Source organism: Microcoleus sp. B3-D2, assembly GCF_036705345.1.
Lineage (GTDB): Bacteria > Cyanobacteriota > Cyanobacteriia > Cyanobacteriales > Microcoleaceae > Microcoleus.
This window is the reverse complement of sequence record NZ_JAUBUG010000087.1, coordinates 1-26,345: the sequence shown is the minus strand read 5'-3', so window position 1 is coordinate 26,345 and position 26,345 is coordinate 1. Positions and strand designations below refer to the sequence as shown.

Annotated in this window: 18 protein-coding genes, 1 pseudogene and 1 CRISPR repeat array; of the genes and pseudogenes, 13 read left to right on the top strand and 6 right to left on the bottom strand. The window is 45.9% G+C overall.

What is annotated here, in order from left to right; genetic code table 11:
• The 4 genes from QUB14_RS24790 to QUB14_RS24775 all read left to right on the top strand — a co-directional run.
• A partial coding sequence (locus tag QUB14_RS24790; RefSeq protein WP_333220131.1) for a hypothetical protein occupies positions 1 to 302 on the top strand: 302 nt, incomplete at its 5' end.
• A 560-nt stretch (positions 303 to 862) separates the two neighbouring features.
• A complete protein-coding gene (locus QUB14_RS24785; protein ID WP_333220133.1) occupies positions 863 to 1,567 on the top strand; it encodes a DUF1003 domain-containing protein in 705 nt (234 codons plus the stop codon).
• Positions 1,568 to 1,709: 142 nt separating this feature from the next.
• A complete protein-coding gene (locus QUB14_RS24780; RefSeq protein ID WP_333220134.1) occupies positions 1,710 to 2,435 on the top strand; it encodes a cadmium resistance transporter in 726 nt (241 codons plus the stop codon).
• Between the two features lie 123 nt (positions 2,436 to 2,558).
• A complete protein-coding gene (locus QUB14_RS24775) occupies positions 2,559 to 3,185 on the top strand; it encodes a hypothetical protein (protein WP_333220136.1) in 627 nt (208 codons plus the stop codon).
• Positions 3,186 to 3,619: 434 nt separating this feature from the next.
• On the opposite strand, the gene QUB14_RS24770 is transcribed toward QUB14_RS24775, so the two are convergent.
• The 3 genes from QUB14_RS24770 to QUB14_RS24760 all read right to left on the bottom strand — a co-directional run bounded on the left by QUB14_RS24770 (position 3,620) and on the right by QUB14_RS24760 (position 11,785).
• On the bottom strand, positions 3,620 to 4,681 hold the full coding sequence (locus tag QUB14_RS24770; RefSeq protein ID WP_333220138.1) for a mannose-1-phosphate guanylyltransferase: 1,062 nt from the start codon (positions 4,679 to 4,681) through the stop codon (positions 3,620 to 3,622).
• A 354-nt stretch (positions 4,682 to 5,035) separates the two neighbouring features.
• A CRISPR array of direct repeats spans positions 5,036 to 9,904; the repeat unit is 37 nt; unit sequence GCCGGAAAATGCCTAAAACCCTATCAGGGATTGAAAC.
• 233 nt (positions 9,905 to 10,137) lie between these two features.
• A complete protein-coding gene (locus tag QUB14_RS24765; protein WP_333220140.1) occupies positions 10,138 to 11,067 on the bottom strand; it encodes a trypsin-like serine protease in 930 nt (309 codons plus the stop codon).
• A gap of 106 nt (positions 11,068 to 11,173) precedes the next feature.
• Positions 11,174 to 11,785, bottom strand: coding sequence for a thylakoid membrane photosystem I accumulation factor (locus QUB14_RS24760; RefSeq protein WP_333220142.1), 612 nt, complete (start codon positions 11,783 to 11,785; stop codon positions 11,174 to 11,176).
• Between the two features lie 321 nt (positions 11,786 to 12,106).
• On the opposite strand from QUB14_RS24760, the gene QUB14_RS24755 reads away from it, so the two are divergent.
• The gene (locus tag QUB14_RS24755; RefSeq protein WP_333220144.1) at positions 12,107 to 13,009 is read left to right on the top strand and encodes an undecaprenyl-diphosphate phosphatase; all 903 of its coding nucleotides are present in this window, start codon (positions 12,107 to 12,109) and stop codon (positions 13,007 to 13,009) included.
• 431 nt (positions 13,010 to 13,440) lie between these two features.
• Here QUB14_RS24755 and QUB14_RS24750 read toward each other — a convergent pair whose 3' ends face one another.
• Both QUB14_RS24750 and QUB14_RS24745 read right to left on the bottom strand, forming a co-directional pair.
• Complete coding sequence (locus QUB14_RS24750; protein WP_333220146.1) at positions 13,441 to 14,643, bottom strand: tetratricopeptide repeat protein; 1,203 nt, start codon at positions 14,641 to 14,643, stop codon at positions 13,441 to 13,443.
• 39 nt (positions 14,644 to 14,682) lie between these two features.
• Positions 14,683 to 15,594 (bottom strand): tetratricopeptide repeat protein, encoded by a 912-nt coding sequence (locus tag QUB14_RS24745; RefSeq protein ID WP_333220148.1) that lies wholly within the window; start codon positions 15,592 to 15,594, stop codon positions 14,683 to 14,685.
• A 119-nt stretch (positions 15,595 to 15,713) separates the two neighbouring features.
• Between QUB14_RS24745 and QUB14_RS24740 the strand changes: the two genes are divergently transcribed.
• From QUB14_RS24740 to psbM, 4 genes are all read left to right on the top strand, one after another.
• A complete protein-coding gene (locus QUB14_RS24740; protein ID WP_333220150.1) occupies positions 15,714 to 17,099 on the top strand; it encodes a TIGR03279 family radical SAM protein in 1,386 nt (461 codons plus the stop codon).
• Between the two features lie 141 nt (positions 17,100 to 17,240).
• Complete coding sequence (locus tag QUB14_RS24735; RefSeq protein ID WP_333220152.1) at positions 17,241 to 19,136, top strand: TolC family protein; 1,896 nt, start codon at positions 17,241 to 17,243, stop codon at positions 19,134 to 19,136.
• A 118-nt stretch (positions 19,137 to 19,254) separates the two neighbouring features.
• Positions 19,255 to 19,551: a 2Fe-2S iron-sulfur cluster-binding protein gene (locus tag QUB14_RS24730; protein WP_006631487.1), complete on the top strand. Its 297-nt coding sequence runs from the start codon at positions 19,255 to 19,257 to the stop codon at positions 19,549 to 19,551.
• 292 nt (positions 19,552 to 19,843) lie between these two features.
• Positions 19,844 to 19,957 carry a photosystem II reaction center protein PsbM gene (gene psbM / locus QUB14_RS24725; RefSeq protein WP_006631488.1) on the top strand — a complete coding sequence of 38 codons (114 nt, stop codon included), beginning with the start codon at positions 19,844 to 19,846 and terminating at the stop codon, positions 19,955 to 19,957.
• Positions 19,958 to 20,077: 120 nt separating this feature from the next.
• On the opposite strand, the gene QUB14_RS24720 is transcribed toward psbM, so the two are convergent.
• A complete protein-coding gene (locus tag QUB14_RS24720) occupies positions 20,078 to 20,929 on the bottom strand; it encodes a universal stress protein (protein WP_190661418.1) in 852 nt (283 codons plus the stop codon).
• 142 nt (positions 20,930 to 21,071) lie between these two features.
• Between QUB14_RS24720 and QUB14_RS24715 the strand changes: the two genes are divergently transcribed.
• The 4 genes and pseudogenes from QUB14_RS24715 to QUB14_RS24700 all read left to right on the top strand — a co-directional run.
• Positions 21,072 to 21,572 carry a YbgC/FadM family acyl-CoA thioesterase gene (locus tag QUB14_RS24715; RefSeq protein WP_190661416.1) on the top strand — a complete coding sequence of 167 codons (501 nt, stop codon included), beginning with the start codon at positions 21,072 to 21,074 and terminating at the stop codon, positions 21,570 to 21,572.
• A gap of 142 nt (positions 21,573 to 21,714) precedes the next feature.
• Entirely contained in the window at positions 21,715 to 22,776 is a 1,062-nt protein-coding gene (locus QUB14_RS24710) for a DMT family transporter (protein ID WP_333220156.1), read from the top strand.
• Between the two features lie 22 nt (positions 22,777 to 22,798).
• Positions 22,799 to 23,974, top strand: a complete 1,176-nt coding sequence (locus QUB14_RS24705; protein WP_333220158.1) for an ATP-grasp domain-containing protein — start codon at positions 22,799 to 22,801, stop codon at positions 23,972 to 23,974.
• A gap of 322 nt (positions 23,975 to 24,296) precedes the next feature.
• Positions 24,297 to 26,345, top strand: a pseudogene (locus QUB14_RS24700) (hypothetical protein); the annotation flags it as partial.

Here is a 26,345-nt window from a genome sequence, read left to right as displayed (position 1 = left end):
AGTTAGGAGTTGGGATTCAATCAACTCTCAGCAAAATCTTTCATTATATCATAAAATTATTTTGCAAGAGGTCTATTGAAATCCTTTGCTACTTAGAGTTAAAAGAAATCGAAGTTGCACCGAATTGTATACAGAAGGGAAAAAATATTTGGCATCCCTTAGTTGTAAAATATATTGAAAAGATGTTGCTCCATGTCGATTCCGCAGAGTGGAATAAGTTGATTGAGACACAGCCTAAAGTATTTTTACCAGGAAGGGACGGGCGATCAAATAAAATCCCAATCAAGTGGGAACAATTGTGATATCCCATTTATATCATTTCCGGTTACACTCATACATGATGTTGACGGTTGACGGTTGACTGTTGACGCCGTGAACAGTGAACAGTGAACAGTGAACAGTGAACTCGAATTTACTATTCCGATGCTAACGGATTTGATATTAGACAGGATTTCGGAGCGATGCCAGAACCGGAGGTAGTGTTCTAGTTCCTGAGATGGAGGCTTAATCCCCTTTTCATAGGTCGTTTCTAGCAAATGTACAATTGGTTTGAGTTTCTTCCACGTCATATTTGCAGCCGAGTTGACCGAGTAAGGCAAACGAGAATTGTCTGCCACTGAGTATCGCGGTCATCTGCTGGGATGGGTTCTAAACTTCTAGCTTGGCAGCCTCTGGATACAATACCCATCTTGACCTTGGCTTTAGTATTTCCCAATAAGTCTATAAATTGAAGTGATTGATTTGATAAAAAAGAACATTTGCTCTTATGAGTGGAGTTTGACTAAAGTAAAGGCATCAAAGAAAAACGCCAGCGAACATTAACCAGTCAGCTTCAACTAGACATTCACCCGTGAGGTTTGCCATGAAATCCACTCTCTCCAACAGCGTTAACGCCAACATGAAAACCGCCAGCCATCAAAGGCCTTTACAGCTTACGCCTCAAAAACCAGAGGAAAAAGCCTTAACTCGCGGACAGCAGTTAGCAGATACCCTAGCAGCGAAAGTGGGTTCGTGGCCCTTTTTGATTGGGCAGACAGTAGTCCTCGCCGGGTGGGTGGGCGCGAACCTGACACCGGGCATTCCTCACTGGGATCAGCAGCCGTTCATCCTCCTCAACTTAGTATTCTCCTTTGCCTCTGCTTACACTGCACCGATTGTGTTAATGAGTCAAAACCGCCAGTCGGATGCAGAACGCGAACAAAATCTCTACAATCATCGAGTTAATCTCAAAGCTGCTCACGATGTGGTACTACTGCACGAAAAGCTCGATCGATTAAGCCACCACATTCCTGAGTTAATGGAAAAGCTCAATCAGCAACAGCAGTCTGTCAGTCCCATCAAAGAGATGGTGATGCCAGCCCCTGTTAAAGCAATTACCGAAGTTAATGAAGCAGCTAAGCCGTCTGCTTCCGATCGGAAGCAGAAGGCTGAGGTTCCCATACTACTTCCCCAAGTATTTAAATCGAACTTTTACTCATCAAAATATGCAGAAGTGATGCCAATTTCACTTCCCACTCAAAAGCCCTCAACACATTCAGTATCCGCGTCAAGCTATTTCAAGCTGTGACAATCGACGTTACTAATCAGTGAATGAGAGCGTCAGTCTCCCCAATCTCTTCAGTAACATTTTTAACAAAAAAAACCCTCACCATCAATTAATCTCCGGCACTATTCCAGGCATACTAGCATCACAATCTAGGCAGTTAGATATGAACCCATTCATTACCGCTATTTCCACAGGTATTACAGCTTTCACCGCCACAAATTTAGATGATGTTGTCATCTTGCTGCTGTTTTTCTCGCAAGTCAATGCTGTTTTTAGACGGCAACACATTGTTACAGGACAATATCTTGGGTTCGCAGCACTGGTGCTGCTTAGTCTTCCTAGCTTCTTTGGCTGTATGATCGTGCCGCGCCCTTGGGTGGGGATGTTGGGGTTAGTACCAATTGCCATTGGAGTCAGCCGCCTGCTAAATGGAGATACAGAGGCTGATGAGGAAAATACAGCTACAGATTCGCCTCAATTGACTATCTTTGCTAGTCTTTTATCGCCACAAACTTATAGTGTAGCTGCGGTGACATTTGCTAATGGAGGTGATAATGTGGGGATTTATGTCCCGTTGTTTGCCAACTGCACTTGGGATAGCCTGCTAGTGATTCTGAGCGTCTTTTTCTTGCTAGTGGGTGTCTGGTGTTATGTGGCGTATCAACTAACTCGAATGAGCGCGATCGCGACCCTACTTGTCCGCTACGGTAATTCCCTGGTTCCCTTCGTTCTAATGGGTCTGGGTACGCTGATCCTGCTCGATAGCCATACTCTAGAGAATCGCGGTTTAACGGTAGTTACTGTAGCTATCAGTTGCTTGTGGCTGCTGATATTGCTTAAAGACAGTTATCTATCGTTAGAGACTGCACCTAAAGTCGAAAAAATTTAGGCAAGCTAGAGTTCAAGTTTCCTCCACTTTGCTGAAGTTGAAAAATAAATAATTTATAACTTCAGCAAAGTGGAGGGGTTTTCTAGGAACAAACTCTAATTTCTTACACAAAGGACAACAAAAATGAGCAAGTTTTTCAAAGTAATTCTGGTGGCTTTAGTGCTTTTCGTAAACTTAGCTGTAGCTCAGCCTTCTTTGGCCGGCAAGGATTTCACAAAGGGGGCTGACTATGCGGAAGTGACACAGGAATTGAATCAACTTTTGTCAGCTCAGAGCGCTCCTTCGACTGCGGGTTATACGCCTGAACAGTACCAACAGCGGTTGGCCGAATTGCAAATGCAGAAGTACGTGATCGAAACTGCTAAAAAGCGGGCTCAGTGCCGTAATCAAACCGGGCAAACGCTGGCAGTTTATGCGAATAAGCCGAAAAAATCGCCCACGCAACTTTATTTCCTGGCAGCGGGTGAGATTACAGATGATGATTGGGATTGCGATGGTATTTACGTGCCAGCAGAGACTCAAGCTACTTTAGGCCCGGCGGCTCAGCCAGTTTCTTTGGCTGAACCGGTTGCTATTAAGGTTGTAGATGGTACGCAGCTAATTGCTACAACGAATGCAGCAACGGGTGGTATTCAATTAAATGTTGCCCCTGCTAAAGTTTTTAAGGCGGGTGAGACAACTTGGACTTTGCCCTCGTTTTCTCAGGTCCAGATTAATGCACAAGTTCCTACGCCGGAACTGATTGATTAATCCTTCTTGAGGAACGGTTAATAGTTGGGGACTTGGGAAAAAATAAAGTCCCCGGCAGAATAGAGGAGAGGCAATGCCACCATTGGCGATTGTCTCTCCTTTTTAGCTCGCAAAAAAGCCAGAAGATGCTGGTAAAAAAAAGATTGAACAGTGGACTAAAGATAAGATTAGCCAATTCACGCATACTGCTAATAGTCAAAGCGCAATTGGTGATGATGCACGGCACGGTGTCGATCGCAACGCTCCACCCAAAGAACCTATGCCAAAATCAGAAGCAGAGGCTTTAATTAGGAATCTGCTAAAACAATGGCTTGAGTGGAAGTGCGAACAACAAAAGTAGAATAGTAAAGGACGACACAGATTAAGAAACGAAAGTCTGGATAAAAAGTGATTAATCCTTTGTATTCGCCTGCCCAATCTGTGCCGTACTTACATTATAACAAATCTTTCAATTTATCATCTTCTCCCAACACTTTAATCACCTGTTTAATCTCCTGCGTCCTATCTTTTTTCACAATCAAAGTTACGTTGCCATCTCTGACAACTACCACATCTTCTAAACCAATGGTGACAATCACCTCGTTCTCATCGGCTGCATAGAAAATGCCGCCTTTGGTGTCAATCCCGACGTGTTTTGCTAACTCGACATTCGGCTTGTCTCCTTGCAGCAAACGACCGATCGCATTCCAATCTCCCAAATCGTCCCAGCTAAAGCCTACGGGCAGAACACAGGCTTTTTGCGTCTTCTCCATCAAGGCGTAATCGATGCTTATTTTAGGTAATTCGGAGTAAGCAGCGGCACCTTTTGCTTCCAAAGCTGCCATCATTTCCGGTACATGATTTCGCAATTCTGTCAAGACTGTTCCAACTCGAAATACAAAAATGCCGCCGTTCCAACTAAACTTGCCGCTGGCTACAAATTCTTCAGCAGTTGTGCGATCGGGCTTTTCGGTAAACCTGGCCACCCGATAGGCGGGAAAACCCCCAAAACTGCCAATTTCCTCGCCTTGTTCGATGTAGCCGTAGCCGGTGGAAGCATAACTCGGTTTTACTCCCAAAGTGGCGATCGCATCCTGATTTTTCGCCAACTCCGCCGCCGCCTCCAAAGTCTTGACAAACTCCTCGGGTTCCCCAATCCAGTGATCCGCCGGGAAAAAACCCACCACCGCATCCTCACCGTAACGCTTGGCAGTTTCTATAGCAGTCCAGGCCACCGCCGGCGCAGTATCCCGGCCCTCGGGTTCCGCCAGCAAATTCTCAGGAGGTAACAGCGGCAACTGTTCGCGGACTCCCGCAGCCAACATTTCCGACGTTACCACCCACAAATCGTCCCAGCCGTTACCTAATGTTAATAGTCTTTCTGCTGTAGCTTGCAGCAAACTCTTGCCGCTACCGTCGAGACTCAAAAACTGCTTGGGGCGCTGCTTGCGGCTGAGGGGCCAGAAGCGTTCGCCTTTACCGCCGGCGAGTATTACGGGAATTAAGGTTTTCGTCATGGTTTGAAGTTTAAGGGTTCTGATCTATTTTGCTCGACAGCTTATAATTATGGAGAGAATTGTGGCTGTCTGCGGGTTTTGGGGGCGACCTATATTTTTGGGAAAAGTGCGTCTGTTGGTGGGTGTAAAAATCGAGGGGTTAATTTTTTGGGCTGTAATCCAATTTCTGTAAGGGTTTGAGGCTAATTCCTGGGGATAAGGGCAGACGCAATTGCTGAAACCTTTATAGGATAAGGGTTTGAGGGGTAAAGTTTAAATAGGGTATTGACAGGTCGGAGGCTGAAATGATATTTTTGCTAGTACAGACGCAAATGAACGTTGAAAACCAAATACACCAAGGCTTCTGGAACGGGCGCCGGAAAATGCCTAAAACCCTATCAGGGATTGAAACCTTCAGTAAGGAGGTGGACAGTTAAGTGCTGTCCCAAGCCGGAAAATGCCTAAAACCCTATCAGGGATTGAAACAAGTAACTTAAGGGGTGAGAATGAGGCACTCAGGCCGGAAAATGCCTAAAACCCTATCAGGGATTGAAACGCTTTGAGTCGGTGAACTCGGATTCGCAAAACTTGCCGGAAAATGCCTAAAACCCTATCAGGGATTGAAACAAGGTGGAAAGACAGATTTAACAAGATTTCTTAGCCGGAAAATGCCTAAAACCCTATCAGGGATTGAAACAATAGCAGTGAACGGCATAATTAGACCCAATTAATGCCGGAAAATGCCTAAAACCCTATCAGGGATTGAAACGCATAGGGGTAAGCTTCAGGATGAACCACATTAAGCCGGAAAATGCCTAAAACCCTATCAGGGATTGAAACATGCCACCCGAGCCACTATACATACCAGCAAAAGCAGAGCCGGAAAATGCCTAAAACCCTATCAGGGATTGAAACCTCTTAACTTCTCCCGTAATTCTCACCTTTTTGAATGCCGGAAAATGCCTAAAACCCTATCAGGGATTGAAACTAAAGTGGGCTACATGAACTTGCGAAAGCTTTTTGCCGGAAAATGCCTAAAACCCTATCAGGGATTGAAACAAATTAAAATCTCTTGATATTTTTCTCGTTAAGGGCCGGAAAATGCCTAAAACCCTATCAGGGATTGAAACACATTATCGTCAATCATTAACTTTCCCAGTAAGGCCGGAAAATGCCTAAAACCCTATCAGGGATTGAAACAACTTGAATCATCTGATAAGTACACCAAGTGTATACAGGGCCGGAAAATGCCTAAAACCCTATCAGGGATTGAAACGTAAAACTTAGCTGATAAAAGTCCAAAATCTTAGGCCGGAAAATGCCTAAAACCCTATCAGGGATTGAAACGCAAATATGATTTTGCCCCCCGTTAATCCGTGAGCCGGAAAATGCCTAAAACCCTATCAGGGATTGAAACTGCAATTAAAGAATTGATAAGCAATGGAGGAGTTGATGCCGGAAAATGCCTAAAACCCTATCAGGGATTGAAACTAGGTAACTACCCGCTAACAGGCGAAAAAGCTTGGCCGGAAAATGCCTAAAACCCTATCAGGGATTGAAACATTGACATTGGCACACAGCCACACAGGAAGTGGCGCCGGAAAATGCCTAAAACCCTATCAGGGATTGAAACCAAATGGTGGAGGCTTACAGCATGGCATCACCTCCACCGCCGGAAAATGCCTAAAACCCTATCAGGGATTGAAACTCTAACTTGGCAGTGCTTGCAGTTCCCGGTCGGAGCCGGAAAATGCCTAAAACCCTATCAGGGATTGAAACTCTGGTACAAACGCCGACACCCTGCACTTATGGCCGGAAAATGCCTAAAACCCTATCAGGGATTGAAACGAATTACAGAACCAAACCAGAGATCGGCTTGGTGCCGGAAAATGCCTAAAACCCTATCAGGGATTGAAACAGCGCCACATACAGCAAATTATTTTCTTGCTCCTGCCGGAAAATGCCTAAAACCCTATCAGGGATTGAAACATTTGAGGGATGCCCGAATACCTAATTACATCGCGCCGGAAAATGCCTAAAACCCTATCAGGGATTGAAACAACTCCCTGGTCGGCTTTCAATTTCCGACGTACAGCCGGAAAATGCCTAAAACCCTATCAGGGATTGAAACAAAGTCTTGAGCTTCGATAAAATTGAAATCCGCTACTGGCCGGAAAATGCCTAAAACCCTATCAGGGATTGAAACGAGATGCAGAGCTTGATAGAACAAATCCAAAATAAAGCCGGAAAATGCCTAAAACCCTATCAGGGATTGAAACTGAGCCTTATTGGTTGGATACGCGCGGCATTGAAGGGCCGGAAAATGCCTAAAACCCTATCAGGGATTGAAACAAAGCTTTCCTGGTTTCGATATATCCTCTGGCTATGCCGGAAAATGCCTAAAACCCTATCAGGGATTGAAACGCTCAAGGAGTTAAACCAAGGATTTATCAATTTTGCGCCGGAAAATGCCTAAAACCCTATCAGGGATTGAAACCAACCTCTAGCATTGCCTCATCCCGCAAAGATGCTAAGCCGGAAAATGCCTAAAACCCTATCAGGGATTGAAACCCAACTTCAAAGCTTCCTGAGCTTCCGTAACTTTGCCGGAAAATGCCTAAAACCCTATCAGGGATTGAAACCAGGGCTTCTTTTTCAGCGAGAATTCTTTGAATCCGGCCGGAAAATGCCTAAAACCCTATCAGGGATTGAAACCTGAAAAAAGATAGCGATAGGGGTATCACTATTGCCGGAAAATGCCTAAAACCCTATCAGGGATTGAAACTGTGAAACCAGCGGCCAGCATCACACAGAGCACGGGGAGCCGGAAAATGCCTAAAACCCTATCAGGGATTGAAACGCGAAGTTCGGCGATCGTCTGCGGTGTTATTCCGGCCGGAAAATGCCTAAAACCCTATCAGGGATTGAAACGATAGTATTGGACGCACCTTCGTAAATGACTTTGGCCGGAAAATGCCTAAAACCCTATCAGGGATTGAAACATTAAAAAAATCGACTAGCGCTTTAACCGATCCGGCGCCGGAAAATGCCTAAAACCCTATCAGGGATTGAAACGAGGATATTTTCAACAATCCAGGTGAGACTTTTACGCCGGAAAATGCCTAAAACCCTATCAGGGATTGAAACACGCAATTTGCGATCGGTACAGCTAACGCTAGATTTGGCCGGAAAATGCCTAAAACCCTATCAGGGATTGAAACTTGCGCCGCATAGAGTGCGAGCACGGCAGTCCTGGATTAGTGCCGGAAAATGCCTAAAACCCTATCAGGGATTGAAACTGCCTTAATTGCCCTTAACTTGATTGCCTCAAGCCGGAAAATGCCTAAAACCCTATCAGGGATTGAAACCCAATTCTGGCAGGGACAATCTCGTGGTCAGAAACCTTGCCGGAAAATGCCTAAAACCCTATCAGGGATTGAAACCGATTGCCCGCATTATCTCGCCTATGATTTTCGGTCGGCCGGAAAATGCCTAAAACCCTATCAGGGATTGAAACAGTCGCTGGCATCGGTGCTATAGCCGGAGCAATCGGAGTTGCCGGAAAATGCCTAAAACCCTATCAGGGATTGAAACCACGCGCTCATCGTAGCCGCTCAATTGCTGCAAGCCGGAAAATGCCTAAAACCCTATCAGGGATTGAAACAGGGAGACTGCCAGCGGTGCGAAAGCCGATCGCCCGCCGGAAAATGCCTAAAACCCTATCAGGGATTGAAACTTATGCCGCCGCGCTCTCTGGCAGTGGATTTTGCCGGAAAATGCCTAAAACCCTATCAGGGATTGAAACAATCAAGAATGGTGGCAGGCGGTTGACGCGCTCCGCCGGAAAATGCCTAAAACCCTATCAGGGATTGAAACGATTCGACTTGATGGACTAGATAGCCCATATCGTCGGCCGGAAAATGCCTAAAACCCTATCAGGGATTGAAACAATAATATGTACTACTATTGACGGCACCACACTGCCGGAAAATGCCTAAAACCCTATCAGGGATTGAAACTTGCAAAAAACTTATGGCGGCTCTGACTTGCCCGACGCGCCGGAAAATGCCTAAAACCCTATCAGGGATTGAAACACATAGTCAAAGTGGTGTGGATATACGCTCAGTATGCCGGAAAATGCCTAAAACCCTATCAGGGATTGAAACTTTTACGTGTCTGATCACAGCTTGTGCCGCTGTAAGCCGGAAAATGCCTAAAACCCTATCAGGGATTGAAACACATCGCTTAGGGCATATCAAGAATAGCCTTAATGCCGGAAAATGCCTAAAACCCTATCAGGGATTGAAACGGGCTAATTCTGGCCGCTCTAAAGGTTCCGGTATTGCCGGAAAATGCCTAAAACCCTATCAGGGATTGAAACATAACATCATCATTAGTTAGCTCAGGCGGCGGGCTGGTGCCGGAAAATGCCTAAAACCCTATCAGGGATTGAAACACTTCGCGGCCTAAGAAGTGATTAGGTGCAATGTGCCGGAAAATGCCTAAAACCCTATCAGGGATTGAAACTCATTAGATAATAACGGAAGACAATTGTATCAATGCCGGAAAATGCCTAAAACCCTATCAGGGATTGAAACCTGTGCAAACTGTACGCCAAAACACGGACAGTTTAGCTACAGCCGGAAAATGCCTAAAACCCTATCAGGGATTGAAACAAATCGAGCTCGCCGGGGGATTTAGACAATAAGCCGGAAAATGCCTAAAACCCTATCAGGGATTGAAACGAGAACTATCCTCGGTCTGCCTTTTGAGAAAAAAGCCGGAAAATGCCTAAAACCCTATCAGGGATTGAAACCCACTCGCAGAAATAGTTTGGGCTTCGCTCCCACAACCGGAAAATGCCTAAAACCCTATCAGGGATTGAAACCCCTGCTTCTTTTCTGGAACATGGGAACTTCCAGAGCCGGAAAATGCCTAAAACCCTATCAGGGATTGAAACCGTTTTGCTTGCATTGATGCGCCGGAACTTAAGGCCGGAAAATGCCTAAAACCCTATCAGGGATTGAAACCGAGAGGAAGTCGAAACACAGCTCGCCGACCTGAGCCGGAAAATGCCTAAAACCCTATCAGGGATTGAAACAGCCTTTCCACGTTGTGGCAGACTTATCTTTTTTACCGGAAAATGCCTAAAACCCTATCAGGGATTGAAACAGGCGTTGCGATTTGTCGCTCAGGCAGCGGTGTTAGCCGGAAAATGCCTAAAACCCTATCAGGGATTGAAACGATCGAGGTAGCATCCCTCGATGTCGAAGTCCAAGCCGGAAAATGCCTAAATCCCTATCTAGGGCTTGAAACAGAAGCGGGATGGGAAGATCGACGATCGCACTCAGAAACCGGGTTTTTTTGCTAGCATACTTCCGAACTCGTACAAACGGCAAAAAACCCACCTTCTTTGATTTTGATGCCTATTCCTCTTAAGATCTTCAAAACTCAGCCGCAATTAACCCAAAACCCTATCAGGGATTTTTTGTCACTCGATCGATCCAACTTGCATAAAATGATACCCGCGTGTCGCCGGAAATTTCCCCAAAACTGCCATTATCGTCAATTTTATCAATATCGCTGATGTTTGTTTTGAAAAATCCCCGATCGCTATAACCCCAAGAACTAATCCCCGCAATTTTCCCGTCAACAAACGAAGGCCCGCCCGAATCTCCGCTAGCGGTAGCTATCTCATTTTTGCCCAAACCGCGATCGCGCAACCTGGGAAAATGCCTCCCCAAAGCATCGTGTTCGCTAGTCCCCGCGTCAAAATCAAAGATTAATTGACTTCCCAAAACCAATTCCGACATATCTGATTCTGTAGCATCTTTCAAAACATCAATTAAAGCATCATAGCGATTCTGTCCGCTATATCTTTTCGCCCCAGAATTAGAATTTTCATCTTGTCCCTTTGCACCTAAACCGATATATCCGTATCCAACTTTTGTAAATACTTTCTCCACTTCATTTTTTTTTCTATTTATCTCGTACTGTTCGATCCTTGGCGGCGCGACCCTTTTCAGCTTTAAAATAGCAATATCGTTGCCAACTTCCGATTCGTAACCAGTCCAGCCCGGATGGATATAATATTTGCTAACGGGGATGCTAACTTCACCGCTAGGCAATTTAAAAATTGCTTTAATTGCCGTTTCAGCAGGAACCTTAACTCCCCCTTCATTCAGACAGTGGGCCGCCGTGAGAACGTACAACCCTCCCGTTAGCAGCGAACCTGTACAGGAAGCGGAAGCCAGATAGGCGACGCCTGTATATTGATTTAAAGCTAAAGGTTTGCGGGAACTGCTGTCAGGAAAAGCGCTAATTATCGATCGCCCAACTTCGGCAGTTTCTAAAACTAAAAATACCGTCACAACCGCGATTAATAATATTTTGATTCCTGAATTCATTTTTGAGAGTGAATTGGTTGGAGAGCTAATCGAGACCTGACTTTTTCAATAAGTCGGGTCTCGCGAGTATTTCGTTTGTTGAAATTAGCTTACTTATTGCAACATTTTACTTCGATAATTCGACATTAAGTTCGTTCACCACGCGGCGTTTGAGCGGGATTGATTTTTCACGGGGCAGCAAATCAAATACTTTCCGAAAAGCATCATCTACCTGTTCAAATGGTATTTGTCCTTTTTCGTTAAAAACTACTTTTCCCGATTGGTCGAGGATGAGAGTTTGAGGTACGAAACCTTCGTAATAATGGCTCGGTTCGGTGAGTTCCGGTGACGGTTGGGGAGGCAAAGAGTCAACTGTTATCGGCATAAAATCGGCTGCCCGGCCGTAAAATTCCTGGAGTTGAGAGACGACGATCGCATATTGCTTGGAGTCGCTGCTGTCGTCAGTGTAAAACACTAACAATACGGGTTTATGGCGTTTGAAAGAATCTGTAAGCTTGGCTTTAGGAGGAACTAGGGAACCGTTGCCCGCGTAGAGGGAAAATATTGTACCGTCGAAGCGATCGTCTGTGAGAGTTGCCAAAGCTGGCGCCGTACCGCTTAGCAGTATCAAGCTAAGTGCGATCGCGACGGTTAAAAGACTGGCTGACAAGATTCGCTTCAGCAAGCCCAGGCCAGAAGCAGGAGTAACAATTGAATTTTTGTTCTCAGGAAATATCATAGGTTGTTGGCAGTGGCTGTAAGGAAAGCGAAATCAGATGCAAAAACTTTCCTAAGTTTATCAGCAACTGTATGCAAATGTTCCTGAGTAGGTTAACGTAGTTTCGGATAGACTATGATAATTTGCTTGTTGTAGCGATCGACACGGTGATTCTACCGATCCAAAAACACTATTTGCCATCGGTTTTTCAGGGGCGGGCTGGAAGTATCGGCGCCACAATGAAATTTATTTGTTGCGGGCTGGGCTTCTAGCTTCTGAGAAGGGTGCAAGATGTTAAATTCAACTGATAACTAGAAACTGACAACTGGGAACTAATAACTAATGATAGCTTTGCTTGACACAATCCTGGCCCAAACGCCCGCTGCTGATGTTTCTGGGCCCGCTCAAATCAATCTGTTGCAAGCGATTGTTTTAGGAATTGTACAGGGATTAACCGAGTTTTTGCCCATCAGCAGCACCGCTCATTTAAAGGTAGTGCCGATCGCCCTTGGATGGGACGATCCGGGGGTTGCTTATACTGCTGTAATTCAGTTGGGCAGCATTGTGGCAGTGCTTTGGTATTTCTGGAAAGACTTGACAACTATAACTTTGGGTGCTGTAGATGCCGTGAGGCGACGCGACTACGAATCGCAAGAGTTTCGGATCGCCTTGGGAATTGCTTTGGGAACAATACCTATAGTCTTTTTTGGGCTGCTAATCAAGATATTGGTTCCAGATTTTGACAAGTCGCCGCTGAGAAGTTTGACCAGCATCGCCATTGCTTCGATCGTCATGTCGCTACTGTTAGCAACAGCAGAAAAAATTGGCAAGCGCAATCGGACTTATGAAAAGTTAACTGTTTCAGACGGCATTTTTATGGGATTAGCTCAAGCAATAGCCTTGATTCCGGGGTGTTCGCGATCGGGTTCTACTCTCACTGCAGGATTGTTCATGGGATTGGAAAGATCCGCCGCCGCGCGATTTTCTTTTTTATTGGGAATTCCGGCAATTACTCTGGCTGGATTAGTAGAATTGAAGGGTGCTTTGGGAGAAGGAATCAGCGATGCTGGAGTTGCAGCTTTGATAGTCGGGACAATTTCGGCATTTGTGTTTTCTTATTTGTCGATCGCGTGGCTGCTCAAGTTCCTGCAAACTCAAAACACCTGGGTGTTTGTGTGGTATCGGCTGGCATTTGGCGTGGCCATTTTAACGGCGATCGCAGGGGGGGCATTGCGAAATATATAAAATAGAAATTCGATAGCAGTAGGAGCGACTTATGTCGCTCTGAACTCGGTCTAATTAATAACTGGAACGCCAAATTACAATCTATTTTTTCGTAAAATACAATGAAAAAACTCACAAGTAACGAATTTTTTGATAGTTAAAAATCCATGTAGATAGGAAAATTTGAGATAAAAGCTGCGTGCTTTTAAGAAGAATGAAGGCTAACGATTTATCTCCGTCTGTTATTTAATTTTATCTTAGGACTATTCTTTGATTTACCTAAGTCATTTACCCGCCCTATAGTAACTAATAACAATCAGAAAAACAATTAAGTTATCTGATTGTGATAATGTTGAATTATAACTCAGACTCTTAAAAAAGAGGTTTGGGTTCTAATTATTCTATTTTTTAGCGCTTAGTAGTGCGATCGACCTTTCGAGAGTTTTGGCAATTTATTGAAGTTTTCTCAAATTGTTAATGGCTTTTTGATAGTTATCTTTATCACCTTGCTGCTGAAATAAGTCTGCTGCTTTCTGAAAGTCTTGGATCGCCCCGGGCTTGTCTCCCCCTTCAGCGCGGGCAATTCCCCGGCTCAAGTAGGCGCCGGCTAAGTTAGGATCGATTCGCAAAGCTGCATTGTAATCGGCTACAGCAGCCTTGTTGTCTCCTAAACGAAAGCGGGTAACGCCCCGGTTTAAGTAGGCACTGGCAAAGTTAGGATTAATTTGCAAAGCTCGATCGTAATCGGCGAGAGCACCCTGGCTGTCTCCTAAATCATCGCGAGCATTCCCCCGGTGGGTGTAGGCTTCGGCAAAGTTAGGATTGATTCGCACAGCTTCGTTGTAATCGGCTACAGCACCCTGGTTGTCTCCTGAAAAATAACGGATATTCCCCCGGTGGTAGTAAGCAAGAGCAAAGTTAGGATTAATACGTAAAGCTTCGCTGTAATCGGCTACAGCACCCTTGTTGTCTCCTAAACGATAGCGGGTAATCCCCCGGTTTAAGTAGGCACCGGGAAGGTTGGGATTAATTCGCAATGCTTCGCTGAAATCCGCTACAGCACCCTGGTTGTCTCCTAAATCAGAGCGGTCAAGTCCCCGGTTGTTGTATGCAGAGGCATAGTTAGGATTGATTCGCAAAGCTTCGGTGTAATCGGCTACAGCACCCTTGTTGTCTCCCAAACGAGAGCGGGTAACTCCCCGGTTGTAGTAGGCGAGAGCATCGTTAGGATTAATTCGCAAAGCTGCGTTGTAATCCGCGAGAGCACCCTGGCTGTCTCCTGAGTCATCGCGGGCATTCCCCCGGTTGATGTAGGCTTCGGCATAATTAGGATTAATTCGCAAAGCTTCGTTGAAATCGCCGAGAGCACCCTTATAGTCTCCTAAACTATACCGGGCATTTCCCCGGCCGTTGTAGGCTTCGGCATAATTAGGATTAAGCACAATTGCTTGAGAGTAAGCGGCTATAGCGCCTTGATAATCTCCTTTTTCATCTTTTTCCTGACCCTGAATAAAGAAATCCTCAGCTTTGGGCGCCGCCACTACAGACGCACTCGGAACCTGAACCGATATAGCGAAAACTGGGGTTGGTTGTGCGATCGCACTTATTGCAACTGCACCAATCAACGCGATGGAAATTTTGTCAAAGAATTTCATGGATTTTACCTGTCAATAAAAAAGGAAATTTGTTGCAGTTTATTGAAGTTTGTTCAGATTGTTAATGGCTCTGTTATAGTTATCTCTATCACCTTGCTGCTGAAATAACTCTGCTGCTTTCTGAAAGTCTTGAATTGCACCCTGCTTGTCTCCTAATTCAGCGCGGGCATACCCGCGAACATTGTAGGCTTTGGCATAATTAGGATTAATTCGCAAAGCTTCGTTGTAATCGGCGATCGCACTCTGGTTGTCTCCTAAACGAGAGCGAGTAACCCCCCGGTTGTAGTAGGCTTTTGAATCGCTAGGATTTATTCGCAGAGCCTCGTTATAATCGGCGATCGCACCCTGGCTGTCTCCTGAGTCATCGCGGGCATTCCCCCGGTTGACGTAGGCTTGGAACAAGTTAGGATTAATTCGCAAAACTTCGTTGAAATCGGCGATCGCACCTTGCTTGTCTCCTGATACATAGCGGAGTATTCCCCGGTTATAGTAAGCCTCGGCATAATTAGGATTAAGCCCAATTGCTTTGCTTAAATCTTCGATCGCACCCTGACGATCTCCTTTTCTATACTTTTCCTCACCCTGAATCAAGAAATCCTCAGCTTTTTCCCCGGCCGCCAAATCTGAGTTGCCAATGTGAGCAACGCTGTACTTTTGACTGTTGGTAAACTCTACAACTGTTAAGTCAACTTTTGGCAGTTTTTTCAAGGTAGCCTCTGTATCACTCCCCTGTTTCAGAGTCAATAGCAAAGTCCTATTCGTACCAGTATCCTCTTGATTAACAGCAGCGCACATCACGGGTTCTGCATTCAGAATCGCAGTGTTAATATATTTGAGAGTGCCGTTGTTAAAAAAGCTATCATTTGCCGCCCGACTGGGTTGACAAAAAACTACATTTGTGGTAATACCAACTAACCCTGTTAGGAGTCCTGTCAAGATTTTGAATTTCATAAATTAAAGATTTTTGCCTTATTCTGTCACAGCTCAAATAAATTCACAACCCAGAACTAACCCTGATGCTAAAGCCGATCGACTTTAGCAAACTTCAACAAATAACCGATAATATAACCATGAGCGACTTATCAATCCGACCAGCCCTAATCACCAAAGTTATCCCCGACAGCATCTGCGCCGAAATGGGATTTGAACCCGGAGACTCAATCGTCGCCGTCAACGGTCAAAAACCCCGCGATTTAATTGACTATCAATTTCTGTGCGCCGATGAGTTTCTAGAATTAGAAGTATTAGACACTAAAGGCAAAACCCACAAATTAGAAATAGAAAAAGATTATGACGAAGACTTGGGAGTGGAATTTGAAACGGCTCTTTTTGACGGACTAATTCAGTGCAACAACCGCTGCCCTTTTTGCTTTATCGACCAACAACCACCGGGAAAGCGAGAAACTCTCTATCTCAAAGATGATGACTACCGACTTAGTTTTCTTTATGGTAGCTATCTCACTCTCACCAATCTGACTCAAAAAGAGTGGGAGAGAATCGAGCAAATGCGGCTTTCTCCTCTCTATGTTTCCGTGCACGCTACCGAACCGGAAGTACGAATTAGGCTGTTAAAAAATCTCCGCGCTGGCAAGATTCTCGAACAAATCAAATGGTTTCAAGAACGCCGCTTGCAAATTCACGCTCAAGTAGTTGTTTGTCCTGGTATTAATGATGGCGAACATTTAGAACGCACTTTGTTAGATTTGGCAAAGTTTCATACCGGAAATATCCCGGCTGTAGCATCGGTGGCTGTAGTGCCAGTAGGTTTAACTCGCTTTCGCCCAGCCGAAGATGAACTAATTGCAGTAACTGCGGAAAAAGCGCGAGAAGTAATCGAGCAAGTGCAGAAAATTCAAGTGCTTTTGAGTAAAGGAAAAGGTGGCCAAAGGGCGAAAAAGCAGAAGTCAAAATCGCGGTGCATTTGGCTGGCGGACGAGTGGTTTTTAATAGCTGGTTTAGATTTGCCGTCGGCTGCAGATTACGAAGATTATCCGCAAATTGGTAACGGTGTCGGTTCGATTCGCCAGTTTATCGAGCAGTTTGAAACGGCTTTTGAGAAGCTGCAACCGATGCAAGTCGAGCCTGCGCGCAAGTTAGTTTGGGTGGTGGGGAATGCTGTAGAAAAAGCTTTTGAGCCGATCGTACAACAACTAAACCAAATTCCCGGCTTGTCGGTCAACATGGCAGCACTGTGCAGCCGCTACTGGGGACAAACTATCACCGTTACGGGTTTGCTCACCGGGCAAGATTTGCTCGAAGCTTTGCAGGGGCGAGACTTGGGAAATGGCATCCTGCTGCCGTCGGTGATGCTAAAACAGGGAGAACCGCGTTTTCTAGACGACATGACCCTCGAACAGCTCGCCAGCTCGCTGAAAACCCGGATTTTGCCGGTAAGCGGAGTAGAGGAACTAATCTCGGCGGCGATCGGTCTGGCAAATGCTGAAGTTAAATTCTAAATTTTGAATCGAACATTCAAAAGTTAAGATGAGTATGGTAATTGTGACTTGTAACCGTCGAGTTCAGGCTACAGACTAGAAACTTGAGACCTCAATCTTGCTCTAAAATTGTCTCTAGGATTGCAGAGTAATTAAAAAATTATGCGTGTTTTTCGTCAAATCATCGTAGTCGGAGTGGGCGCTGCAATTACTTTCAGCAACGCCGCACAGAGTGCTTCAGCACAGACTCCTGCTCAACCTCAGGACAGTTCCGCCCTTAGCAATCAGCTCGAATTAGGGCAGAATGTTCGATCGACCTCGAACACAGCGGCAGAATCAGCATCAGATACGGAACAGTCGATCGCCCTTAACCCTCAAACCTCCAAGTCTCAGCAGCCAGGGGGAGCCAAGATCGCATCAACTACCCCAACCGGGCCCGAGCAAGCATCAAAGCCTCAACAGGCTGCTCCGGCTTCCCCATCAACTCTGTCTCAGCGCGGTTCAACACCTCTAAGAGGGTTGGAACCGAAAGACGCTCAGCAGCCTTCCCCGAACCCTCCAAACAATCTTCCTGTGCCGAGTTCCCCCGTACCCATTCTCCGGGGCACTCCGAACGAAAGTTTCCCCCCTCTCCCTCCGAGGGGCCTCTTAAACACCAATCCTCCGGCTTCCCTGGAACCCAACCCGAATCCGCTGCTGTTTCCGACAAACCCCGAGGATGTCAGGATCGAGCAAACAGAGTCAATTACCTTGCAGCAGGCGATCGACCTCGCCCGCCGCAACAGCCAAGTTTTGCAAATCGCCCGAAAGCAAGTGGAACAAAGCAGAGCAGCTTTGCGCGAACAGCAAGCTGCTCTTTATCCAGACCTGAATTTTCAAATGGACGCCAGCCGATCTATGAATGCCGGCGGAGAACTGGGAATCCGGGCTGGGCAGCGCCGCCTCAACGCTCTGGCTAACCGAACCGGGCAGCCCGCCGAGCAAGCCGGCACAAATTTCGGCAGCAACAGTCTCAACAGCACTTTGCAGTTGAGCTACAACCTCGATTTGTTCGGAGGCCGGCGCGCTACCATCCGCGCGGCAGAGGAACAGTTGCGCCTTCGGGAACTGGATGTGGAACGCCAAGCCGAGGAACTGCGCTTCGACACTGCTGAGGCTTACTACAACTTGCAAAACGCGGACGGACAAGTTGCCATCCGCCAAGCTTCGGTCAGAAATGCCGAGCAAAGTTTGCGGGATGCCGAAGCCTTGGAACGGGCAGGAGTGGGAACCCGGTTTGCTGTGTTGCAGGCTCAGGCAAATTTGGCTAACGAACAGCAACAACTGTCAGTGGCCCGCCGCGATCAGGGAGTTGCCCAGCGGCGTCTGGCTGAGATTTTGAATATCAGCCAGTCAACGAACTTGACAGCGGCTGATCCGGTAGAGCAAGTCGGCTTTTGGAGGCTGTCTTTGGAAGAGAGTATCGTGCAGGCTTTTAGGAATCGCCCCGAGTTGGAACAGCAGTTGGTGCAGAGGGATATCAGCAAGCAGCAGAGGCGAGCGATTCAGGCATCGCGTTTGCCTCAAGTGAGCGTGGGGGGTAGTTACAACGTACTGGGACAAGACCCTGATAACCCCGATCCGTTTGCTGCTCGTGGCTGGGCCGATGGTTATTCGATCCGGGCGAGTCTGACTTGGAGTATCTTCGATGGGGGCGCGGCGAACGCCCGGGTGCAACAGCGGGATGCTGATATTGCGATCGCCGAAAGTCGATTTGACCAACTCCGCAATCAGGTGCGCCGGGAAGTGGAACAAGCTTATTTTGGCTTAGACTCGAGTTTAGAGAATATCGAAACTTCTGAGGCGGGGGTTTTGCAGTCGAGGGAAGCTTTGCGTTTGGCGAGGCTGCGGTTTCAAGCTGGTGTGGGTACTCAGACGGATGTGATTCAGGCGGAAACTGATTTGACTAGGGCTGAGAGAAACCGATTGTCGGCAATTATCAACTACAACCTGGGGCTTTCGTCTATCCAGCGGGCTGTGAGCAATCTTCCCACGAATAACCTCTCGGATGCTCCTTGACATTGAGTTGGGGCGAGCTTTAATTACCAGAACAATTGGACATCCTGTATTAAACGTCTGACACATTCGTTAATATTTTGTAATAGAGTTCCATGTCAACTGCGTTAGGAAATCGGCAATGGCCAACATCAAGTTTGTGAAGGAAAATCAGGAAGTCATCGCAGCAGACGGAGCCAATTTGAGGCTCAAAGCTCTAGAAAACCGCATTGATTTGTACACATTTTCGGGAAAGCTCATGAATTGCGGGGGCATAGGTCAATGTGGCACCTGCATTGTGGAAATTGTCGAGGGAAGTGAAAATCTGTCGCCGCGCACTGACTTTGAAAACCGCAAGCTCAAGAAAAAGCCCGAAAACTATCGGTTGGCTTGTCAAGCTATGGTCAATGGCCAGGTCAGCGTGAAGACTAAACCGTGACTCTCAGAAGGCAGAAGGCTAGAGATGCTTTTATGCAGAAGGAAAGAAAAATTCAGAATCCAAGAATTTTGTTTTTTTTTCCTATTTAACTGTATAATCATTCCTTTTGCCGACCTAGGAAAAGAAACGCGGTTTCTAGGAATAAAAGGTTGGGCTGCCAGGCATCCAGACAGAAACCGGGTTTCGACGCTTGTCTGCCAGTCCTCCTTCTATCTTCGAGTTTGCCTTTCGCCTTTGAGTGATATCCTAGTTGTGTGTATTTTCCTATTTTCCGATAGAGGCGAGCGTCTTCATGGAAGTTAACGATTTAGGGTTTGTGGCAACCATTCTGTTTGTATTGGTTCCCAGCGTTTTTCTAATCATTCTGTACATTCAAACGGCTAGCCGTCAAAGCAGAAAAGATTAGCAACTGTTGCTATTTCTGTCTGGCTTTGCTGCTTGCAAAAAAAAGCGCCAACAGCTTTTTGCTGAGGCGCTTTTTTTGTTAACTGTTGAGTGTTAGCTGCTCGCTCTTAACGATGAGATTCTAGCCGACTGTGCGGGCTAGCAAGACGGGACAGTTGGCATAAACTCGCACGTAGTCTGATAGCGAATTTCCCAGGAGTCGATCGATATCCACAAAGTTTTTGGCAACGTTGGGTCGCCGATCCGGGGAACCGAGCACCAACAAGTCGGCATTCATGTCGTCTGCAATCCGACAAATTTCTTCCCCAGGCTTGCCTGTAGCACTCACGCAGCGGTAGCTAACTCCCATTTGTTTCGCTAGTGCTACTGCCGGAGCTAATACGGGGTCTTTTTCAGCACTAGCTGTTAAATCTTCGCTGGCTTTTCCCGTCAAATCTTTAGTGACGTGTACTAAAATTATCTCTCCGCCACTGACTTCTTTGACCAAAGATAGCGCAAGCTGCAATGACTGTTTGGCAGCTTCTGATTTGTCTACCGCCACCATGACGCGCTTGATTTTTTTGACGTAGATGTCGTCTTTTACTAACAGCATCGGTCGGGATGTTAGCTGGAAAACGTACTGGCTGACTGAGTTTTCCAAAATCGATTGCAGCCGTCCGAGTCCCCGGGAACCCATAATTACTAAGTCGGATTGTTCTTCTTCTGCGACTTGGCAAACTGTTGTTTTCGGATCACCCTGTTTGAGCCGGGGATTGACTTTGCTGGGATCTATTTTCAAAGACTGGACTGCTTGTGCTAAGATCTTGCCTCCTTCTTCCAACTTGGCTGCCATGCCCTCGGATGTTACTTGCGGCGGCACGACGTGCAAGACAGTGACAGAGGCTTTTTGCAAGGAAGGGATGTCCATCAACATATTAAACATCTCTTCGCACAAGCCGCGACCGGCGACGGCTACTAAAATTTTTTCTATCATGGTTTGGGCGGTAAAAATAGTTGAGTTTTCTTGTGCGAGGCTCTAACTAGGGCGTTGGTACTCTAGTGGCTTAATGTCAAGCATAAGCCTGAAGTTTGCTTTATGATTTGTAGAAATGTAGCGTTTTGGAACAATTTGTAACGTGTTAGAAAACGATCGAACTCAACCAGAACTCGCACCGGCTGGTGCTATTCAAAATCGGCGCGGGATCGACTCTGAGGGCTGGTTTGAATATTTGGTGCGAGTGTACCCTCACCATACTGACTACAGCGGTGTGGTTTGGCACGGGACTTATCTGGCTTGGATGGAGGAAGCTAGGGTGGAAAGTTTGCGCTCTCTTGGCATCGAGTATGCAGACTGGGTGGCGCAGGGTTTGGAATTGCCCGTGGTGGAACTTTCGCTGCGCTACCACCGGGCTGTACAAATGGGTCAATCTGTGGCAGTCAGAACGCGGATCGCTGCTACCGAGGGTGTGCGGCTGCTTTGGGATTACCAAATTCGATCGGCTGATACTCAGGAGTTATATGTGACAGCACAGGTAACTTTGGTTGGTGTCGATCGCGACAAGAACAAGATTATCCGCCAATTGCCGCCGGCGCTAAAGGAGGCTTTGACAAGGCTTTCTGTCAAACCTTCAGCCTAAGCTGCTGTTAACTATAAAAAATAGTTTTTGCAGCCTTAGTAAGTAGAGTGCGCGACTTTTGAGTTATTCCCTTCGCCCGCCAAGTATTCTTTTGTCACGCACTCTACACAACTGGTTTCTGCCTTCATTGGAACTTTTAATAATGTCAAAAAAACTAGAATTGCCCGAGCCAAATATTGAACTTCAGCACAATATTTGGGAAAAAACCGAGTTAAACTCTGCCTTAACAACTGAAGACAAAACTCTTGTTTCAGGAAAGCCAGACAGTTTAAAAAACGGTGAATTAGCTGACAGTCAAGGCAAAATTTGGGCGATCGCATCGCTGTCGGCGGCGCTGCTAGCGGTGTCGCTGGCTGCGATTTTTATTAGGTTGAGCGAACGGGAAATCAGCCCGAATGCTACTGTTTTTAACCGTTTGTGGATAGCAACTGTAGTATTTGGAGTGTGGAATGGTGCGGGTGCTGCGCGTCGCCGAATGTCTGGGGCACAAGTTGAAGAGCGATCGAACTACACTCTGCAGGATGTGATGCTGTTAACAGCGGTAGGCGTGGTTTCTTCTGCTTCTGTGGTTTTCTGGGCCTGGTCACTGAGTCAGACTAATGTCGCTAATTCTACTGTACTGCGAAACTTAACTCCTTTATTTACTACTTTGGGGGGATGGCTGCTGTTGGGGCGGCGCTTTGACAACAGGTTTTTGGTGGGACTGGCGGTGGCTTTGTGTGGCGCAATTGCGATCGGCATGGAAGATTTGCAAACGGCGGGAGACACTCTTGTCGGCGACATGGCTGCTCTTTTATCGGCGATGTTTTATGCAGGAAATCTGCTCATTTCAGAACATTTGCGAACCAAGTTTCCGGCAACAACTATATTGATATGGCGATGTTTCATTGGGAGTATATTGCTTTTGCCACTGGTTTTGCTTGCGGGCGATCGAGTTTTCCCTTCTTCTTGGCAGGGATGGCTGACTGTAATTGCTTTGGCGGTGATTTGCCAAGCTTTCGGTCAGGGACTGCTTATCCACAGTCTAGGTCGTTTGTCCTCGGAATTTGTAGCTTTTTTCCTGCTGCTAGAACCCGTAATTACGGCTATTATGGCTTGGGTGCTGTTTTCGGAAAGTTTGAGCTTGTTTAATTGGTTTGCTTTCTCTGTGGTTTTGGCTGGAATATATTTGGGTAAATCTAGCGGTTCGGTCGCTAAAAAATGAAACAAAAAGGAAAAATACTTAAATGATTCCCCCATCAATTAACCGGAATCGCTGGCATTATGACTTTAATTTGCTGCCTCAATATTTGCAGGTACTCTTTGCTAAATTGCGGATTGCTGTGGTGTTCGGCGGCGACTGCGATCGCCCCGGAGCAGTGATTTACAAAACTCACAATCCCCGCGCTTGGAAGAGTTACGAAGTCGTCGCCCGCGAGATTGCTAAAGCATTAGCAGAAATTGGCTTTAAGCACGTCTTTGTCCTACCTGACGACATGAACTTGCCGGAACAACTCCAACAAAAAAATATTCATTTAGTGTGGCTGAATACTGGTGGAGTCCAGGGCTACAATCCTGTTTGTCACACTCCCGCCTTGTTGGAAATGTTGGGAATGCCTTATGTCGGTCACAATCCTTTAAACAGTTCAACGTTAGATAATAAACACGCTTTTAAACGGGAACTGCAATCAGTTGGAATTAAAACCGCTCCGTTTATGACTTGGCATCCTTCTCAAGGGATTTTGCAGCCTCATTTGCACGAGCGTTTTGCCATTGCTTTTGGTAACTATCAAGGGCCGTTTGTTGTTAAACCAGTATCCGGTCGCGCTTCACTGCACGTTCATTTTGTAGACAATATTGAGGGTTTGTCTCAGGCGGTTGCGGAAGTTCACCGAGACACTCACAATACTGCTTTAATAGAAAAGTATTTGCCGGGACGAGAATTTTGTGTAGCCGTCTGCGGCTATGTTACTTATGCTAAAGGCCGATTTGATAAGAATACAAAACCCTTTGCTTTTTCGACTGTGGAGCGGGTGCTGGAGCCTGACGAACGCATCTTTACTTCTATGGATAAAAAGGCGATTACGGCAGATAGAGGACGGTTAATGGGTGGTGAGGAACCTGAACTCAAACAAGAGTTAATTGAGTTAGCTAGAAAAATTTATTGGGAGTTTAGTTTGAACAGTTTGGTGCGGATTGATGTCAGGAGTGATGCGAATGGCTCACTTTATGTTTTGGAAGCAAATCCCAAACCGGATCTGAAACACCCTGGGGAAAATGTGACGAGTTTGGTAGCTTTAGGTTTGGCGGAATACGGAATGAGTTATAACGATTTAATTTTTAGTTTACTCGCGGATAGGTTGGATTATTTGCTGACTCAGCATATCGAAATTATTCCTCATATTGTGGATTTGCTTCATTAATCGGACTTGCAGGGTGCGCTGCACCTTACCTGTAAACAAAAAGGGTTTGTAAAGAAATATAAATTGTTGGGCCAAGTGAACACAGGCTGGCAAGTTGTGATAGTTTTGAGTAATATCAATTCCGGTTGCACTCCTCCGGAATTGTTGACTGTTGACTGTTGACTGTTGACGGGCGGGTCGCAAAACTGCATGGTTGATTGTTAACTGTTGAGTCGATTTTATTATTCCGATGCAACCGGAAACGATCTAAGATAGCGATTTGTGGATGTCCATTTTTTGGTCAGGGGCAAAAAAACTAACTTTATATTAATTAGAAAAAAAAATGCAAGCATTACTTTTATTGATAGGATTTGGAGGCGGGGCATTAGTCTGCGGGCTAATTTTGCATAAGCGAAATTCACGCAATTTGGTGCGGATGCAGGGTTCGCAGGAGGCTATATCGAATTTGGCGGCTCAGTTGGATGCCCGAAATTCGGAATTGCGGCAAAAGGTTCAGAATGAAAATAAGTTAAATTCTGAATTGTCCCAGTTGCAAAGTCGGTTTGAGGGTGTGACTCGCGAGCAAGATATTTTAAAAAATCAAGTGTCGGAAATGGAAGGATTTTTGGCAGGAATTGCCGAAGATCGCTCGCAAATTGATTCTCTGATTGCTGATTTGCAGTTTCAGCTAGAAAATGCTAAGCAAGCTGAGTCGCAGTTAGCAGAAGTGGCAGAACTTAAATATCAGTTAGAAGTTGGGGAGCAGGAGCGATCGCAGCTTAACGCTCAATTGCTGGAAAAGCAAGCAGAATTAGAGACGGTTGATGCAGAACGTTCTCAATTTCAGGCTCTGCTGTCTGAATTTGAGACTCAGTTGGAAACTGCTACTCAAAGCAGATTGCAGGTACAGTACCAGTTGTCAGAAATTCAAATTAAGTTCGATCGCTCCATTGAAGAGCGGCAGCAACTTCAGTCTCAACTGTCGGGTTTGCAAACTCAACTGCAATTAGTCGAAGCAGAGCGATCGCAATTTACTTCGGAATTGTCAGAGCTACAAGCTCAATTGGAGAGTGCAGAGCAAGAACGCGAAATACTCAACTCTCAATTGCAAACCGCTCGCGAACAAGCACAGCAACCTCCATTTGAATTATTAGAACTGCAAACACAGTTAGAAGCTGCTAATCTGGATAAAATGCAGTTAAACTCTCAACTTCATGAACTACAACTTCAATCCGAAATGGTTGTTTTAGAGCGAGAGAGACTGCTGGCTGAGTTGTCAGAACTGGAGTCTCAGATACATCGCAAGGAGGGAGATAACTCGCAACTCCAGTCTCAGTTATCCGAACTGCAAGCTCAATTAGAAACTGCTAACACAGAAGGCTCGCACCTTTATTCTTTACTCTCGGAAATTCAAAGTCAAGCCGAGACAGCAAACCAGAATCAAAATCAACTTCAATCTCAAATCTCCGAGTTAGAACAACAGTTAGAAAGTGTGGGTCAAAGTCGCTCGGAATTGGAAGCTCAGCTCACTTCTCAAATCTCGGAATTCCAAACTCAAACCGAGACAGCAAACCAGAATCAAAATCAACTTCAATCTCAAATCTCCGAGTTAGAACAACAGTTAGAAACTGTGCGTCAAAGTCGCTCTGAATTGGAATCTCAGCTCACTTCTCAAATCTCACAATTGCAAAGTCAAATCGAGACAGCCAATCAGAATCAAGCTCAACTTCAATCTCAAGTATCCGAGTTAGAAAATCACCTAAATAGTGTGTATCAAACTCGCTCTGAATTAGAAATTCAGCTAGAAAGTGCTAACACAGAACGATCGCACCTTTATTCTCAACTCTCGGAATTCCCAGCTCAGATCGAGACAGCCAATCAGAATCAAGCTCAACTTCAATCTCAAGTATCCGAGTTAGAAAATCAGTTAGAAACTGTGCGTCAAACTCGCTCTGAATTGGAAGCTCAGTTAGAAACTGCTAATACAGAACTTTCGCACCTTTATTCTCAACTGTCGGAATTCCCAGCTCAAATCGAGACAGCAAACCAGAATCAAGCTCAACTTCAATCTCAAGTATCCGAGTTAGAACACCAGTTAGAAACTTTGCGTCAAACTCGCTCTGAATTAGAAGCTCAGCTAGAAACTGCTAACACAGAACGCTCGCAACTTTATTCTCAACTCTCGGAATTCCCAGCTCAAATCGAGACAGCCAATCAGAATCAAACTCAACTTCAATCTCAAATCTCCGAGTTAGAGCATCAGTTAGAAAGTGTGGTTCAAAATCGCTCTGAATTGGAAGCTCAGCTAGAAACTGCTAACACAGAACGTTCGCAACTTTATTCTCAAATCTCGGAATTGCAAACTCAAACCGAGACAGCAAACCAGAATCAA

Bases quoted from the DNA above. Each gene is read 5' to 3' on its own strand.
- QUB14_RS24785 (WP_333220133.1), top strand. From the start codon at position 863: ATGAAATCCACTCTCTCCAACAGCGTTAACGCCAACATGAAAACCGCC.
- QUB14_RS24780 (WP_333220134.1), top strand. From the start codon at position 1,710: ATGAACCCATTCATTACCGCTATTTCCACAGGTATTACAGCTTTCACC.
- QUB14_RS24775 (WP_333220136.1), top strand. From the start codon at position 2,559: ATGAGCAAGTTTTTCAAAGTAATTCTGGTGGCTTTAGTGCTTTTCGTA.
- QUB14_RS24770 (WP_333220138.1), bottom strand. From the start codon at position 4,681: ATGACGAAAACCTTAATTCCCGTAATACTCGCCGGCGGTAAAGGCGAA.
- QUB14_RS24765 (WP_333220140.1), bottom strand. From the start codon at position 11,067: ATGAATTCAGGAATCAAAATATTATTAATCGCGGTTGTGACGGTATTT.
- QUB14_RS24760 (WP_333220142.1), bottom strand. From the start codon at position 11,785: ATGATATTTCCTGAGAACAAAAATTCAATTGTTACTCCTGCTTCTGGC.
- QUB14_RS24755 (WP_333220144.1), top strand. From the start codon at position 12,107: ATGATAGCTTTGCTTGACACAATCCTGGCCCAAACGCCCGCTGCTGAT.
- QUB14_RS24750 (WP_333220146.1), bottom strand. From the start codon at position 14,643: ATGAAATTCTTTGACAAAATTTCCATCGCGTTGATTGGTGCAGTTGCA.
- QUB14_RS24745 (WP_333220148.1), bottom strand. From the start codon at position 15,594: ATGAAATTCAAAATCTTGACAGGACTCCTAACAGGGTTAGTTGGTATT.
- QUB14_RS24740 (WP_333220150.1), top strand. From the start codon at position 15,714: ATGAGCGACTTATCAATCCGACCAGCCCTAATCACCAAAGTTATCCCC.
- QUB14_RS24735 (WP_333220152.1), top strand. From the start codon at position 17,241: ATGCGTGTTTTTCGTCAAATCATCGTAGTCGGAGTGGGCGCTGCAATT.
- QUB14_RS24730 (WP_006631487.1), top strand. From the start codon at position 19,255: ATGGCCAACATCAAGTTTGTGAAGGAAAATCAGGAAGTCATCGCAGCA.
- psbM (WP_006631488.1), top strand. From the start codon at position 19,844: ATGGAAGTTAACGATTTAGGGTTTGTGGCAACCATTCTGTTTGTATTG.
- QUB14_RS24720 (WP_190661418.1), bottom strand. From the start codon at position 20,929: ATGATAGAAAAAATTTTAGTAGCCGTCGCCGGTCGCGGCTTGTGCGAA.
- QUB14_RS24710 (WP_333220156.1), top strand. From the start codon at position 21,715: ATGTCAAAAAAACTAGAATTGCCCGAGCCAAATATTGAACTTCAGCAC.
- QUB14_RS24705 (WP_333220158.1), top strand. From the start codon at position 22,799: ATGATTCCCCCATCAATTAACCGGAATCGCTGGCATTATGACTTTAAT.